General features: G+C 56.3%; 12 protein-coding genes and 2 pseudogenes. 5 read left to right on the top strand and 9 right to left on the bottom strand.

Features of this window, described 5'->3' with window-relative positions; all coding sequences use genetic code 11:
* Positions 1 to 340 precede the first annotated feature (340 nt).
* The 3 genes and pseudogenes from AB870_RS04635 (at position 341) to AB870_RS27495 (ending at position 3480) form a co-directional block, all read left to right on the top strand.
* Positions 341 to 1720 carry a hypothetical protein gene (locus AB870_RS04635; protein ID WP_157112234.1) on the top strand — a complete coding sequence of 460 codons (1380 nt, stop codon included), beginning with the start codon at positions 341 to 343 and terminating at the stop codon, positions 1718 to 1720.
* A 445-nt stretch (positions 1721 to 2165) separates the two neighbouring features.
* Positions 2166 to 3118 (top strand): annotated as a pseudogene (locus AB870_RS04625) (IS3 family transposase); the annotation flags it as partial.
* Between the two features lie 236 nt (positions 3119 to 3354).
* Complete coding sequence (locus AB870_RS27495) at positions 3355 to 3480, top strand: integrase core domain-containing protein (protein ID WP_084664311.1); 126 nt, start codon at positions 3355 to 3357, stop codon at positions 3478 to 3480.
* Between the two features lie 33 nt (positions 3481 to 3513).
* Here the strand turns inward: AB870_RS27495 and AB870_RS04620 are convergent, their stop codons facing one another.
* From AB870_RS04620 to AB870_RS04600, 4 genes are all read right to left on the bottom strand, one after another.
* Entirely contained in the window at positions 3514 to 4608 is a 1095-nt protein-coding gene (locus tag AB870_RS04620) for a hypothetical protein (RefSeq protein WP_071386838.1), read from the bottom strand.
* 75 nt (positions 4609 to 4683) lie between these two features.
* A protein-coding gene (locus AB870_RS25480; RefSeq protein WP_418303967.1) for an IS5 family transposase occupies positions 4684 to 5482 on the bottom strand; the annotation gives its coding sequence in 2 pieces (ribosomal slippage) (positions 4684 to 5212 and positions 5211 to 5482; 801 coding nt in all).
* A complete protein-coding gene (locus AB870_RS27030; RefSeq protein ID WP_071386837.1) occupies positions 5479 to 6027 on the bottom strand; it encodes a hypothetical protein in 549 nt (182 codons plus the stop codon). The genes AB870_RS25480 and AB870_RS27030 overlap by 4 nt, the downstream gene beginning before the upstream one ends.
* A gap of 384 nt (positions 6028 to 6411) precedes the next feature.
* Positions 6412 to 9168, bottom strand: a complete 2757-nt coding sequence (locus AB870_RS04600) for an autotransporter outer membrane beta-barrel domain-containing protein (RefSeq protein ID WP_084663328.1) — start codon at positions 9166 to 9168, stop codon at positions 6412 to 6414.
* A gap of 366 nt (positions 9169 to 9534) precedes the next feature.
* Here AB870_RS04600 and AB870_RS04595 point away from each other — a divergent pair.
* Positions 9535 to 9795 (top strand): annotated as a pseudogene (locus AB870_RS04595) (transposase); the annotation flags it as partial.
* Between the two features lie 95 nt (positions 9796 to 9890).
* Positions 9891 to 10993 (top strand): IS3 family transposase gene (locus AB870_RS04585; protein WP_157112232.1). Its coding sequence is split into 2 segments (ribosomal slippage): positions 9891 to 10143 and positions 10143 to 10993, totalling 1104 coding nucleotides; the frame shifts between segments, so codons are not numbered across the junction.
* Positions 10994 to 11306: 313 nt separating this feature from the next.
* On the opposite strand, the gene AB870_RS04580 is transcribed toward AB870_RS04585, so the two are convergent.
* The 5 genes from AB870_RS04580 to AB870_RS04565 form a co-directional block, all read right to left on the bottom strand.
* A complete protein-coding gene (locus tag AB870_RS04580) occupies positions 11307 to 12032 on the bottom strand; it encodes a DUF2968 domain-containing protein (RefSeq protein ID WP_064674770.1) in 726 nt (241 codons plus the stop codon).
* A 192-nt stretch (positions 12033 to 12224) separates the two neighbouring features.
* Positions 12225 to 12608, bottom strand: a complete 384-nt coding sequence (locus tag AB870_RS26270; RefSeq protein ID WP_157112231.1) for a hypothetical protein — start codon at positions 12606 to 12608, stop codon at positions 12225 to 12227.
* Positions 12609 to 12640: 32 nt separating this feature from the next.
* Positions 12641 to 13180 carry a lysozyme family protein gene (locus AB870_RS04575; protein ID WP_197683855.1) on the bottom strand — a complete coding sequence of 180 codons (540 nt, stop codon included), beginning with the start codon at positions 13178 to 13180 and terminating at the stop codon, positions 12641 to 12643.
* Positions 13181 to 13233: 53 nt separating this feature from the next.
* On the bottom strand, positions 13234 to 14211 hold the full coding sequence (locus AB870_RS04570) for an ATPase, T2SS/T4P/T4SS family (protein ID WP_237170045.1): 978 nt from the start codon (positions 14209 to 14211) through the stop codon (positions 13234 to 13236).
* A 137-nt stretch (positions 14212 to 14348) separates the two neighbouring features.
* Positions 14349 to 15437, bottom strand: a complete 1089-nt coding sequence (locus tag AB870_RS04565) for a type II secretion system F family protein (protein ID WP_047907117.1) — start codon at positions 15435 to 15437, stop codon at positions 14349 to 14351.
* Positions 15438 to 15443: the final 6 nt, after the last annotated feature.

The raw sequence follows: 15443 nt of genomic DNA, 5'->3' as shown, positions 1-15443 counted from the left end.
CTGCAACACGACATTGGCCGGATTTGAATGGTTCGGACTCGCGCCCCCGGGACTCTGATTCACGTAACGAAACACGCAACACGACGCGCTGACGCCCTTGCCGTCAAAGGCCGTCAGCGCGTTAAAGAACGCGCAAGGCAAGCCGTTAATCCATCGGCTAAGCCTTGCATGCGGGGTCTGTGAGACCGGTGTGCAACGACCGAGCATACGCACACGCCATCACATAGAACACAACGCCCCTCTCACGATGAAGTCGATTTTTTGTGTCACTGCCGCCGCGGCGCTCGCCGCAGCACTGTCCGGCTGTACCGACAAGCGTCCACCGGTCACTCAGTCCCAGATGTCCCTCGAACAATTCGAAGCCGCCGGATGTAGCCAGCGCGTCAACGACAACTGCAAGGGCAAGGCCGTCATCTGGCAAGCCTCCTTCCAGAAGATCGACGACGGTGATCTCGTGCTGCAAGCCGCGAGCATCGACCACATTCGCGTGAAGATTCCCGACGGTTTCGACACTGGGCCTCTGGTTCCAGGCACGATGGTCAAGTTCAGCGGTTACGTGAAGGACGGTGGCGACGACTGGACCGTCAAATTCGACAATCCGCAGATCGTGGCCTACGAATCGCATATCGGCACTGGCCGACGCCTCGTTGCCACACGCGCCTATTGGGTAGGTCGCTGCATGGCCGCGCTTAACAGGAAGTTCGGCGACAGCTACGTCCTGAGCAACGACGACGACGTCCGGCTGTTCTCGAATTACCAGCCGTTCGGCGCCGACGTCGAGGTCCACATGGCCTATGAGGGTCGCCCGATCCCGGGCATCCCGACCTTCAGTTGCCACTTCTCGCGCAACGGCGACGTCGACCTGTACTACAACTCGCGGGCCAGCAAGAACCACCCGACGAGTTTCCCTGCGCCCAAGCAAACCGCGGAAAAGTCACGTGGCCTGCCGGAAGCCACCATGGACTTCGACGCCAGGCACGCCCTGCTGCCGGGCGCGGCCGAGCGCGGCATCGGCGCCGGCGCGCAGCCGGACCTCGACGCCGCCATCGCCATGGCCGGCGCCGAGGCGGCGGCCAAGGAGTCGCAAGCCATCATCGACCGTATCAACGCACGCAATGCCGCCGCGGCGGCTGCGGCGGCGGCAACCGCCGAAGCCCAGACCTCTGCCGCTCAGGTGGCCCCGGCTACCTCGGCAGGTGACGCGCCGGCCGCGAGCGGTTCGGTACGTCGGTTGCCGGCAGAGGAAGCCGCTCGCCGACTGCGCGTGGTGAGCATGGTGGAGAACGGCGTGCAGAAACTGCGTCTGGTGGGTGCGACCAACCAGACGATTTCCACCGACGTGTATCAGGCGCAGATCGCGCCGCAGCGCCTGGAAGTGGTTGCGGTCTACGAGATGCCGCATGGCACCGCGGCCATCACCGCCGAATGCGCGGACGCCAGCCGCTGTGCAGTGCCGAAGTACCGCATCGTGTGGCAAGGCACGCAATCGAATTCGACGCTGGTAACACCGCCGTTCGGCATCGGCAATCCGAAGTCGGCGGGTATCGAAGGTGACGATGTCGTGATGCGTTTTACCAACGGTTTCGCTTCGGCCAAGGATGGCGGCCATCTGCACGTTGACGACACGCTCGACATGCCGCGTCCGCCGCAAGCTGCGCAAACGGGCACGCCAGCGGCCACGGCGCCCAACCAGCAACCGGCCAAAGCGCCGGAACTCTAAGCCCTTGAAGAACGACGCCCCGTCGCATCGATGCGCGGGGCGTTGCGCTGGCGCATGTCGCCGTATGCCGAGCAATCTCGCTGGCAAATGCCCCGCTATCGGCGATTTGCGTGCCACGACAACAAAGTTCGAATATTCAGGCGGAGTCTGGCGTTCGCAATTCGATGCATTCCACTGACATTTCACTGGTATAGGGGCGCCGTCGCGTCCCGGTCGATCAGCGCCTTCGTTACGCCGTTGGGTATACGCCGCCCGAGTCGTCACGCCTGCCGGCCAACGTTAGCGATCCACGCGCAGTGGCGACAGCAGCCACGCGACGGCGGGTGCGATGGGGAGTGGGTGGTCATGACTTCGGGTCTTTACCTGAGTGAGCGGCCCCCAGTAGACAGTGCCATGACGTAAACGAGTTTTCGGCGGACTTTTTCAGTATGAAAGGGGCCGTACGATGAAACGCAAGCGCTTCAGTGTGGAGCAGATTGTGGCGGTGTTGAAACAGGCCGAAGCGGGCCTGCCGGTAGCGAACTGATTCGTCACATAGACATTTCGGAGCAAACCTTCTATCGCTGGAAGAAGGTATATGCCGGTTTGCAGACGGGCCAGGTGCGGCAGCTCAAGCAGCTTCAAGACGAGAACGCCCAACTGAAGAAGGCGGGCACGGCGCTGACGTTGGACAAGGCAATGCTGATCGACGTATTGAGAGAAAAGTGGTGAAGCCTCGCCGAGGCACCACGGCGTGGATTATCTAAAGGCCGCCTATGGAGTAGCAGCACGGTGTGCCTGCCGCCGGGTGGCCATATCGCGCTCGGTGTACCAGTATCGCAGCCACCGCGACCCGCAGACTGCATTGCGGCAGCGCATGTGTGAAATCGCGGCGACGCGTGTGCGCCATCGTTATCGCAAGATACGTGTGCTGCCGCTCCGGGGGGCTATCAGGTCAGCATGAATCGGCTGTACCGTCTGTATCGTGAGGAAGGGCTGTCGCTGCGCTACAGACCAAATCGCAAGCGACGGGCACAGAAGAGCCGCCCGGCACGTGCAAAGTCGACGGCGGCAAATCAGGCGTGGAGTTTGGACTTTGTCGCCGACCAGCTTTCGAACGGGCAGAGGTTCCGCGCGCTGATCATCACCGACGTCTTTACGCGCGAAGCACTAGCGATCGATATCGGCCAGCGACTGAGCGCTTCAGATGTCGTGCGTGCACTGGATGAGCTGAGGAGCAAACGCGGAGCGCCCCGCACGCTGTTTTGTGACAACGGCACAGAGTTCACCTCCCGCGCTCTAGACGACTGGGCATACCGGCGTGGGGTGAAACTCGACTACACACGCCCCGGTAAGCCGACCGATAATGGACTGATCGAGTCTTTCAATGGTCGATTGCGTGATGAATTCCTTAACGTGAAAGAGACTGGATTTGACCTGACCGACAGTGTCCGATAGTTCTGCGCTCGGGTTCGTTAACCACTTTTCCGTGCAGACTGTTTCTCGCCGTTCAAAACCGGCCCAGGGTCGTCAGGATAGGACAACTCGAGCACCACACCGGACGGCAACACTTCGCACATTGTCCGTCAGGTCAAGTACCGGCTGATACACTTAACGTGCATGAATTCGTCACGCTATACGACCTCCGAGAAAAAATGACGGCTTGGCAGCACGACTACAACCATCATCGTCCCCACAGCTCGCTCGGCCATCTGACCCCAAGCGAGTTCGTCCAAAAGTGGTCAGTACAACCCAAAGAGGCAGCCCCTCTCCAGTTTTAAACTGTCCAGTTTCCGAGGGCACTTCACTGCCAATCAGGGTGGCACATTTGACTCACAACTCCCACTCACAACCCCCTCCTGATTGCAGAACGGCTCGTCCATGGCGAAATAGAACTTCGCGCGAGTCTTTTGGCGGATCGCGACCAGCTCAGAATCGCTGCGGTAGAGATCACCATTCGCACTCGATATGCCCCCCCAAACTCCGCGGATTATTGTGCTTCCGCCAGGGGACATGCGAACAGTCATATGGCACGTTCCGAAACCGAGAGGAAAGTGGCATTGCTGGTAGTTAAGCACACGTTCATATACAAGTCCATTTCCCGGCGAACTTTCAATCGCATAAAGCAGGACAGCGTTACCAACAGAGGGATGCTTTGCTGCACCGTCCAACACATTAATAAGCTCCTCCGGGTGATCAGACTGAGCGTACGCATAAAGATTCAAGCCGACAGTAATGTTGCGCGCAGCTCCGTTCGCAGGAATGGTTTTCTCTACCTGAAACGTTCGGTCCTCGTTAGGAATGTCGGGGCGGAGTGGAAGCGAAGAGCCTGTAGCAGGGGACGTATTCCCTAGCAATAGAATCGATGTCTCAATATCCTCCAAAGCCAAACGGTTCGGCCCAACCCCACCATTGAACATGAAAGATTCATTCGTCATGGCATTCCCCAACCTCACTGGGGGGCTGCCACTCGAATCAGCCCACTTCAGCGCCGTTCCGTTGTCGAATCTCCTGCATGTCAGGACTTTGTTGCCGACTCCCATCGTCATTTGACCTAGCGCCGAGCATTTGCCGCCAACACTAATAGTCCCCGGAGACGAGAAGCCCAAAAATCCTTTTTCAAACAATTTCAAGCCACCGACGGCAAGATAAGAGTCTTTCGGCAGCGTCAAGCAAATACCCTTCCCCGCAAAGAGGATTGCGTCGATCGATTCTGGCATTGAAGTGCAAGCACCGAGCGTCGCCCCGCTACTCTTCCCTCCTCCCGCCGCATCGTCCAAACTGATCGACATCTGCCTCACATGCGTTAAATTACGACCATTCATGTCAATATCGGCATTCATTCTGTTCCAGTCTTCATGACCTGGCTCGCTGGCTCGATGCAACCATGCATCTTTATCTTTGTGCATTTCTGCTTGCGTAGTCGACGTCGCGTAGCAAACCGCGCTTGGACGCCCCGCAGTCTGGCCCCCCTTAGAGCCGGTTTACGATCTCCTGAGCAGCAGTGCCAAAAAGGCGAGATGGACAAACTGCAAGCTGGTGTTGAGCAAACGCTCACAGTTCTTCCATAAGCGCCGGTTCTTCTCCAGCCAGGCGAAACTGCGCTCGACGACCCAACGCTGCGGCAGGACCTTGAAAGTATGCAGTTCGCTGCGTTTGGCGATCTGCACCGTGACCCGCTCGCCCAAGATCTCGCGCACGCCCTGCGCGAAGGGTTCGCCCACGTAACCGCCATCGACCAGCACACTTTGCACCTGTCCCAAGCGAGGCTTGCCGTGCTCGAACGCCAGCAACGCTCCTTTGCGATCGGTCACCTCGGCAGTGGTTACCGCCACGGCGTGCGGCAAGCCCTGCGTGTCTACGGCAATATGACGCTTGATGCCCGACACCTTCTTGCCCGCGTCATAACCCTTATGCGCTGCCGTGTCAGTGTTCTTCACGCTCTGCGCGTCCACGATCAAGAACGTCGTGCTGGCGCTGCGTCCCTGTCTTGTGCGCGCCGCGCCAACCTGATTTTTTGAGTGCCTGCTCCAGCACGCTCACGCCGTGCTGGTCAGGCTGACTCCATTTGCTGAAATACGCGTAGACGGTTTGCCACTTGGGAAACTCGCTGGGCAAGAAGCGCCATTGGCAACCTGTACGCAACAGATACAGCACCGCGCAAAACACCTCGTACAAGTCCACCGTCGTGGGCTTCGTGCGCCGGCGCACGCTGCGCAACAGCGGCTCGATCTCCGAGAACTTCTCTCGGCTTATGTCACTCGCGTATTTCTTTCTCGTCATCCTCGAATTATCAGGGATGACCAGAAGATCGCAAACACGTTCTTAGGCTGGCCCCCTGGCTCCAAGTCGAGCTCGGACCTGACCATCCCCAGATATCGAATGCTAAAAGGCGACTCCTGTCCCAAGGTGCCAGCGACTCCGGAAAACGCATAAGTGCCATCACGGCGAACTGAAACGTATAGACCATTGACGCCCAATAACGATGCAATCTTCGCCCCCACGCCGAGGGACGGCACTCTGGTGCACGCAAGAACCCCCTCACCGCTCCCCTGTCCCTTAACAAATACAAAGTAAGGGTGGTCAAACGGGCTAACCGTCAACGACGCGAGATTCGGAGGAAGGAATTTTGCAATCGGTGCGGCATCCGCAGACTTAGACATATCCGTCGAATACCGGTATTCACCTGTCGCGCCTATCGCCAGCAACGCCGCGTCGCCGAGCACTCGGAGCTGCTCAGCCGTATTCGTCGCCGCAATATCGGTACTTTCCCGCTTTATTAACGTTGCAGCGACGGCGAGAAGCGAAATCGCTACCGTTAGTGCCACAAGCATCTCGATAAGTGTGAAACCGCCCTGATGGCCGATTGACCTTCTCGCTGGGCTAGGTCGTGATTTAGCTGAATTAGAAATACCGGACATAGGCGGGAATGTGCGAACGGGATAATCGCATGATCCAAGGCGGGTAATCTTAGCGACACATATGTCATGCCCATTTCGCGATAAGCCATCGATTTCGTGGAACCGCAAGCCTGCGGCTGAACAGGTCGCTCGCGGGATTTGGTGCCCCCTAACGCCAAAAAAGCCCATTTGAGTCCTCAAACGGGCGAAGGTCGTTCTCAGCGACGTTCTTTTTGTTGGCTATTGTTAGAGCTTTTTCCGGTTCATGAGCGGGGAACATGCCCGTAGACAGTCCCGCTTAGCTTCCGTGCCTTACCAGTGATACACGATGGAGCCACTGGCGCCGACCTGGGTTTCGTGCTGCCTCCAGCTCGTATTGACTGCCGCGTTTGCCGACAGTCGTTTGCTCAGTTGCATCGTCACGCCCGCCTGTGCGCTGATGATGTCACGGCCAAGCTTCAAACCTGAAAGGCTCGCGCGCGTCGGAGGGAGGCCATTAATACCGTGTAGTACGACGTTCATCGACGGTGCGCTGTCGGCAACTTCTCGTTCATAAGCGATGCGAAGCGACGGCGTAATGTGATGGTTTGCGTCGCCAAAGTCTTTCCAGAGACGCACGCCGAAACCGACGCGGGCAGAGAGATATTCGTTCTTGTCTACGGTGGCTGAGCCAATACCGCTTTCCGTAAAACCTTTGATCGACGTGTTGTTGACCCGCGCCGTCACGCTTGGTGTGATATTGACCAGCGACGTCTCAATCTTCTTGCCAAATTCTACGAAGCCACCCACTGTATCGCCGTGTGTTTTGGCAGACATGCCATAGCTGGTGCCGCCTACTAGTGCATTTCGATCACTCTTGATGGAGTGTGCCGAGTACGAAACACCGGCATTGGCAAACCAGTCGTTGATGCTGTGCGAGCCATAGAGGCCTACGCCGAACGTGTCGACCTTTGACTTGGCGTGCTTGCCGCTCGCATCGATAGTCGCGTTGGCGTAGCCAAGTGCGATACCGACACGGCTATTGTCGAAAGTGGTGTCCGCCCCCACATTGACCCCCGCGCCACGCATTGAGAAGCCCGGCGCACCTGCGCTACCATTGCCGTTGCTTTGGTCACCGGAGGCTTGTGCCCAGACATTCCTTCGGCCGGAGGTGATATCGGACTGAGTGCCGCTGTTCTGCATGAAGGCGTTATCACCGGCCAGACGATCACGCATCCCCTGCTGCAAACGCGCGGCGTTTTGCTCGGCAGCAAATCCCATCTGGGGCAGCACAAGCGCGGCACGACGGTCTTGATCGATCAGTTGGGTTTGCACCAGTGTTGCCTGGGCCTTCAACTGAGCCGCATCGGTGAATTGCCCCGAAGCATACTGCGTCAGAAGCTTTTCCTGAATCTCTTTGGGTAACGAAGCAAATGCCTCAGCCAAAGCTAACTTGTTAGCGGACGCGATCGCCTGATACACATCAATTTTCCCAGCGGCGAGCGCTTCACGCACAAGTACTTGATGAGCATTCGACAACTTGGCTAATGCGTTGTTCAACTCAACCCTCGCCTTGACCTCTGCGCGGACTTTTAGCAGAAACCCCGGGATTTGGGCCGCGTTCTTGATTTCGCCGCGGTCAATTGCTGCACGAGCGATCACTTGATCCGCAGGAGAAAGAACACTTACCGCCGCTCTTAGAGCCTGAGCGTTTCGCTTACCGGTGTAGACAGTTTGGCGCAAACGTTCGGCTGCCGCCTCTTCGCGTTGCTTCGCCCGCGCCTCGACGCCGGCCCGCTCGTTCCTGACTGTTGCCTGCCGGATATCCTCATTCTGCTGCTTCAAGAGATCCGCCGGCGACGGCATTGCGGTTGCAGAGCGCCGGTGACCATCCGCAACCGCTTGTTCTTGTTTGATCTTCGCAATTTGTAGCTTCTGAATCAGGGTTTCAATAGCGCGTGCGCCGTTCTCGCCTCGATTCTCCATATCGGCATCCGGCAGAGATTGAGGAGAAGAATGCTTCTCCATCGGAGACAGTACAAGCGCCTTGAGAAGAACTTCTAGAGCACGCTTATCGCGCAATAGCGTTTCAGGAATTTGCTCGGCATTCTTAATCTCACCGCGGTCAATTGCTGCACGAGCGATCACTTGATCCGCAGGAGAAAGAACACTTACCGCCGCTCTTAGAGCCTGAGCGTTTCGCTTACCGGTGTAGACAGTTTGGCGCAAACGTTCAACTGCCGCCTCTTCGCGTTGCTTCGCCCGCGCCTCGACGCCGGCCCGCTCGTTCCTGACTGTTGCCTGCCGGATATCCTCATTCTGCTGCTTCAAGAGATCTGCCGGCGACGGCATTGCAGTTGCAGAGCGCCGGTGACCATCCGTAACCGCTTGTTCTTGTTTGTTCTTCGCAAGTTGTAGCTTCTGAATCAGGGTTTCAATAGCGCGTGCGCCGTTCTCGCCTCGATTCTCCATATCGGCATCCGGCAGAGATTGAGGAGAAGAATGCTTCTCCATCGGAGACAGTACAAGCGCCTTGAGAAGAACTTCTAGAGCACGCTTATCACGCAATAGCGTTTCAGGAATTTGCTCGGCATTCTTAATCTCACCGCGGTCAATTGCTGCACGAGCGATCACTTGATCCGTAGGAGAAAGAACACTTACCGCAGCTCTTAGAGCCTGAGCGTTTCGCTTACCGGTGTAGACAGTTTGGCGCAAACGTTCAGCTGCCGCCTCTTCGCGCTCCTTCGCCCGCGCCTCGACGCCGGCCCGCTCATTCCTGACTGTTGCCTGCCGGATATCCTCATTCTGCTTTTTCAAGAGATCCGCCGGCGACGGCATTGCGGTTGCGGAGCGACGGTGACCATCCGCAATCACCTTTGCTACATCGGTCTCTCCAGCTCTTGCTGCGTCGACGCCAATCGGCGTCCACGAGTTGTCTTTCGTCCCGGTGGCAGCAAACGAAACGGAGCCCATCGTCGAGAATGCAAGTGCAGCTGCAATACAGAATATGTGTTTGCGAAATACTTCCTGCGCTAACGCAACCGAAGTGCTAGTGAATTCGTTTTGGGTGCGATTTGAGATTTTCTGCATGATCGAAAAGACCTATCGTTGAGAACGACATGCAGAATGCTTGCGTAGTTAGCTTTTTCGAATGGGTGATCGCCCATTTTATTGCAGGATGGTCTCAATGGCTTCGTCCGTATCCTAAGTTGCTTTACCGCGAAACTTAGACTCCAATTGTCAGGTTTCTCATCGCTATCCAGAACACGCCTATTCCCCGGCTCCGGAAACGCTGCGCATTGCTCAAATCTGCGCCGTGCCGGTCGACGCATGGGTAAGCGGCTGCAATAGCGTCACCACGCGAATAGTCCACTGACGTGTCCCCGGAATATCGGTACAGGTCAAAACTAGAGGTAAAGTTGCTTCTCGGCGCCCCAAACGGGGCGAGGAGTCGCCATGAAACGCTCGAGATTTTCCGAAGAGCAGATCGCCTTTGCACTGCGACTGGCCGAGAGCGGCACGCCGGTGGTCGACGTTTGTCGGCAGCTTGGCGTGTCGGAGGCAACCTTCTACACGTGGAAGAAGAAGTACGCCGATTTCGGCATTAGCGAGATGCGCAAGCTCAAGCAACTCGAAGACGAGAACGCACGCCTGCGGCGTATCGTCGCCGACCTGACGCTCGATAAGCAGATCCTGCAAGAGGTGGTGCGAAAAAAAGTCTAAAGGCCGCCTGATCTGCAATGAGAAAACTGGACCACCTAGGACGTTAGTTTTTCGGCAAACTTTCCCCTTGGAAAAAGGAGGAGTTTGCTATGAAACGTAAGCGCTTTTCAGTCGAGCAGATCGTGGCGGTACTGAAGCAGGCCGAGTTGGGTATGCCGGTGGCCGATCTCATCCGTCACGTCGGTATTTCGGAGCAGACGTTTTATCGCTGGAAGAAGCAATACGCCGGTATGCAGTCAGATCAGGTACGTGAGCTCAAACAGTTGCAAGACGAGAACGCACGGCTCAAGAAGCTAGTGGCCGAGCTAAGCCTGGACAAGGCCATTCTGCAGGATGTTGCTTCAAAAAAGTGGCCCGGCCCGCGCTGAGGAAAGACGTGGTGGATTACGTGATAAGCCACTATGGATTGACAATGAGGCGGGCCTGTCGTTTGGTGAAGCAACCTCGCAGCACGCAGTACTACCAAAGCGTGAAAGATCCTCGCGCCGAGCTTCGTGCCCGCATGCGCGAAATTGCCTATACGCGGGTGCGCTATGGCTATCGGCGCGTGCATGTACTGCTGCGGCGTGAAGGCTGGCAGTTGGGCAGGGATCAAGCATATCGGCTGTATTGCGAAGAGCAATTGCAATTACGATCGAAACTTCCCAAGCGCCGCAAGACGGTCGTCACGCGCGTGCAGAAAATCATGCCGCGCAAACCGAATGATGCCTGGAGTATGGATTTCGTCGCCGATCAACTCGCAGATGGCTCGAAGTTTCGCGCGCTGACAATTGTCGATGTATTCACGAAAGAAGCTCTGGCCATCGAAGTTGGTCAACGGTTGAGGGGAGAACATGTGGTGTCGGCGCTCAATCGTATCGCGGCCAGACGCGGTGCTCCTCGGCATATTTTCGTAGACAACGGCAGTGAGTTTTCCGGGCGATTGCTTGACATGTGGGCATATCACAACAAGTCGAAAATCGATTTCAGTCGCCCAGGAAAGCCCACGGACAATTGCCACATTGAGACATTTAACGGATCATTCCGTGATGAGTGTTTGAACTTGCATTGGTTCCAGACGCTGGGCGAAGCGAAAGCGACTATCGAGGCATGGCGCGGGGACTACAACGAGAGTCGGCCTCACTCAGCTCTCAAAGAGCTGGCGCCGGCCGAATTCGCCCGACAATTGGTGTTTTTACCCGGGCCGACTTGACCCGATACGCCGAAAAACTCGCTCCGGATTTGGCACAGAAAACCCAAGCGGATCAATACGCCGAAAAACTCGCTCCGGATTTGGCACAGAAAACCCAAGCGGATCAATACGCCGAAAAACTCGCTCCGGATTTGGCACAGAAAACCCAAGCGGATCAATACGCCGAAAAACTCGCTCCGGATTTGGCACAGAAAACCCAAGCGGATCATACGCCGAAAAACTCGCTCCGGATTTGGCACAGAAAACCCAAGCGGATCAAGGAAAATAGGGCGGGGACTCAAACCGGGAAGGCGCAATCACAACTCACCGAGCACTACCGCGTGCAACCGACAACTGCCCCACTTTCTGCTGATCTGTCAACGCAGTCGATCGCCCCTGATTTAGTACCATGCTGCGCCGCTTCCACCGCCAGAATCCGCGCCTCTAGTTCCCTCAAATGGTGACGCGCAGCGGTATATTCTTTCTTGAGCGCGGAAACCTGATTTCTCTCGGCTTGTTGGTCCGCATCCAGGCGCAGCTCCTGTTGACGCTGAATCGCCAGGTCGTTCCGTGCTGCGAGCAAACGCGCCTCGGCGTCGCCCAACTCATGTTCCACTACGGCTTTCTCGGCTTCGAGCGTGAGTCTGCGAATTTCAATCTCGGCGAGTGCCCGCGTTCTGCGCACAAATTCTTCATACAAATTCTCGGCAGCTCTCTCGTCGCTTAATTTAGCGGCCCGCCAGAAATGCTCGCCTGTGAACAGCGTAACGTAGTAGGTCATGTCACCCGGGTCGAGCAGCAGACTCGCACCATGGCGCCCGTTATAGGCCGTGCGGAGCTCTGTCACTTTCTTGTTTCGGATAAGTGAACCGAGTTCCTGAATCGTGCCGGAAGCAGCGGAATTCGAACCTTGAGCGGATGCCAGCGCCTCTCGCCTCGAGGCAGCCGCCGAAAGATCGACCTCGTTTTGCCCCGCGTCTGCCGCGTTGCCCCAAGCGAACAGCCCAGCAACGACGGCACATCTGCAAAGACGCCATCCGCGAAAATCATTGAACTTCATCCGTTCCACACTCCTGTTTCCGACTGGAGTTCTTTAAGCAACGCGGCCATCGCGTTCGCCTGGCCGGTAAAACTCTACCGGGGCATTTTCCGACGCCTCCGGGGGAATTTACGCGATGCTTGCGAAAGTCATTTTCGTTATATTTCTCGACTTCTGCAAAATGCGTGCGTGATTGCCAGAGCGCTCTTTGACTCAAACACCAGGTCGCCACGAAGATGCAGACCGCCATCTGAAGTGGCAGTGCTTTTGACCATTTTGCAAAGATGGACGACTCGGCATGAAGCTGTCGAGAACCGATGCAAAATCGGCGATTGCCCCTCCAAAAAAAACGAACGCCGCAACAACGGCAATCATGACCGACTTTAGCGACGGATCTCGACGAGCCAAGCGGGGGGCCATCAGCACGGCGATGACAGCGGAGGTGAAGAGAACGACACCGGCAATAATGCCCGGCAGATTGCCACACAAATCGGAACGAAAGGGAAGGCGACGCCAGTAAAGTGGCGCAACGACCACGCAGATATAGATGCCCAATAGCCCTGCGCGAATATCGACTCTCTTCTTCAGTTTGTCCATAACCCCCGCACGCCTGGCTCTCGCCAGTTCGTTCAAAATATTCCCATCCCGATCAATCTCTGCGCCCACTTGGCGCTCCGTGACATGATCGCCACCCTGTACTTCATATTTAGTGCCGGGGTCCGGGAGTGATAGTTCGCAATCCGCTCCCACACATCTCCGTCATCGAGAGAAATATGGCGGCGAATTCTCCATGCGGCCAATCGATACGGATAGCAGCCAGGCCCGGAAACATCTGCGGCCGAGACGCCGAATCTCGACAGCTCTTTCAGGTATTGGGTGTTGAACTGCATCACGCCAATGTCATAGGTACCGTTCCTATTTTTCTTCCATTGGCCTATGGCACCTCCCTCCTGCTCTGCAACTGCCAGCATTACGTCCACAGGAAGCGCAAACTCATATGCGGCAATCACGGAGCATCTGAATCGCTCATCGGGATCCGGAGCACCTTTGAAGGGCTCTGCGGGCTCGCTTGCCTTCGCACTGTTCTGCCCAAGTACCGCCTGAGGCGCAACCAACCAAAGCAACGAGGCAGCGAGAAGAGCTCTTGCGTGAGAAAGAAGCACATTCATGTCCATCTTGATCAGACGACCGGCGTCCCAAGGTCAACCGTTCATGCGTCGCTTCACATATGACTCTTGAACGCGTAGGCACCGGTATTGGGCTGATATCGCAAAATGTTGAAGTTGAACCTGCCATTCATGTAGTTTCTGACTTCGCATATCTCTTTGACGCGTCGCCCCGCCGAGTTGTTTGACTTTCCGATCACCATCACAACATCAACGGCCTGAGAAATCATCCAGCCTATGGATTCGGATGTAAAACACTGTGCTGCGGGTTCTTCGAAGATGTAGTGGGATAGTTTGGACAACGCTTCCTGAGAATCACTTGCGTGCAGCGTCGCGACGCCGCCGGGATGGCCCGATGTCCATCCCTTCAGTAGCGTGTAGGCTTCCCAACCACGTATCTCTCCGATGATGATTCGGTCCGGGCGCAATCTCATCGTAATGCGAAGCAGCGCTCGCATATCAATATCGAGCGAAGTCGTCAGTGCAACTTTATTAGGTATTCGCGTCTGAAGTTCGGCAGCGTCTTCGAGGATAATGAGGCGATTGCCTGGGGTCTGCTCTGCAATTTCGTTGAGCAGAGTGTTTGCCAATGTTGTCTTTCCGCTGCCGGCAGGCCCCACAATAAGAATATTCTTTCGCTCACGAACCAAATACTTGATGGCGTCAACGGGATGTTCGAAACTCATTTCTGCCAACTCATCGGTATTGCGATCGGCAACAAAATTACTTCGGAGGGAATCTATGATTCCCATATCTCGATAGTCGTCCAACGAGAACATCGCGCGAGCATGCTTCCGGATCGCAAAAACGGGGCTGGTCGAAATCGGCGGAAGAAGACCAACGACACGGGCGCGCTGTTCGCCCAAAACCCCTTCGATGAGATTCCGGGTGTCCGGAATCTCGCGGCCCGAAGTCGAAGGATTCATGCTCGCACGCAATATTCCAATAGCATCCTGCTCTGAAATCGACTCGTTGGTGAGATGCATGCCCTTATCGGCCGATTCAACCCACACCGTTCCATCTGCGTTACGCATGACCTCCATCACCTGTGGGTTACTCAGGAGCCGGGAAACTAGAGCCCTCCCGCTTTCCGAAAGCCCACCAAGTGCGACGCTATCGCCGCGCGGCGTGCCGTGTACCGGATTTTTCATAAGTCGGTGCAAATTGGAAATTACTGAACGGTCGATTGCTCGATTGCGCTTTCTATACTGGAAACCGCTCCGACCACCAGCGTCAACATTCCACCCATCAAGATAATTGTGGCTAACAAGAAAATCTTCGAGGCCCCTTGAACGCCGTCAATCGTCTTGTCCAGCCACTTCTTGGCGAAGTTCGACATCGAGGCGTCGAAACCGGAACGCTTCGAAAATAGTTTCAGATAGGAAATAGCGCGTGCGCTCGGGAAGTTAAGATTGGAATCTTCCAAGGCTTGGCCCAGATCACGACCGGCCGCGATACGCTCCAGCGTTGCTTCGATTCGAACGCGCAGCCACGACGAAGCAGCACGATCCCTTAGCAGTTCAAGCGCTTGCTGCAACATCAGCCCCGAACCGATCAGAAGCGAGACGTTAAGCATGAAAATCGCACCGTGAATGTCCCTGTAAATGGACCAGGGAGGTACTCCATCGAGCGCAACTCGAATACCGCCACCCAGTCTCGGCAACGATATCCAAATTAAGACCACGATCATGACAAGCGACACCACCACGGTAGTACCGTATGAGTTGACGAAATTCGAGATCAAATACAGTAGATATGCCGGCCCCTCCCACGTCTCCGGCTTCGATACCGACGACAGTTTCGGCACAAGGCTGGTCGCGACAATATGCAAAAGCATCGCCAGCATGGCCAGCAGCACCAGGGGATACATCGAAGCGCCCACCACAGCCGCCATGATTCGCTGCTGCGCCTTAAGCAGGGCGATGACGTCATAGACAGCGCGCGACAGATCGCCCGAGCGCTCGCCTGCGGCCAAAACCCCAACTTCGTTCGAATCGACCCACGGACCGAGGGCATCTGCGAGGGAAGCACCCTGATTGATCGACTCCAGGCAGTCATTCATGATGATCGCCATTGGCTGATTCATGTTCTTTCCGTTGCGACTCGCAACCGCGCACATCTCCGATAGTGCCTCTGCGACGAGCACGCGATTCTCCAGCATCAGGGCAAGCGTCTCGTAAAATTCAATGCGAGAACTCGTGCCAAACTGGGTCTTGGCGAACCATAGATTCAACGATGCGATCAGGCTGTTAGTATTCATAAGCTC

This window comes from Pandoraea faecigallinarum (genome assembly GCF_001029105.3).
GTDB classification, from domain to species: domain Bacteria; phylum Pseudomonadota; class Gammaproteobacteria; order Burkholderiales; family Burkholderiaceae; genus Pandoraea; species Pandoraea faecigallinarum.
Note: the sequence above shows the minus strand (reverse complement) of the source record. Positions and strands in the feature narration are given on the sequence as shown.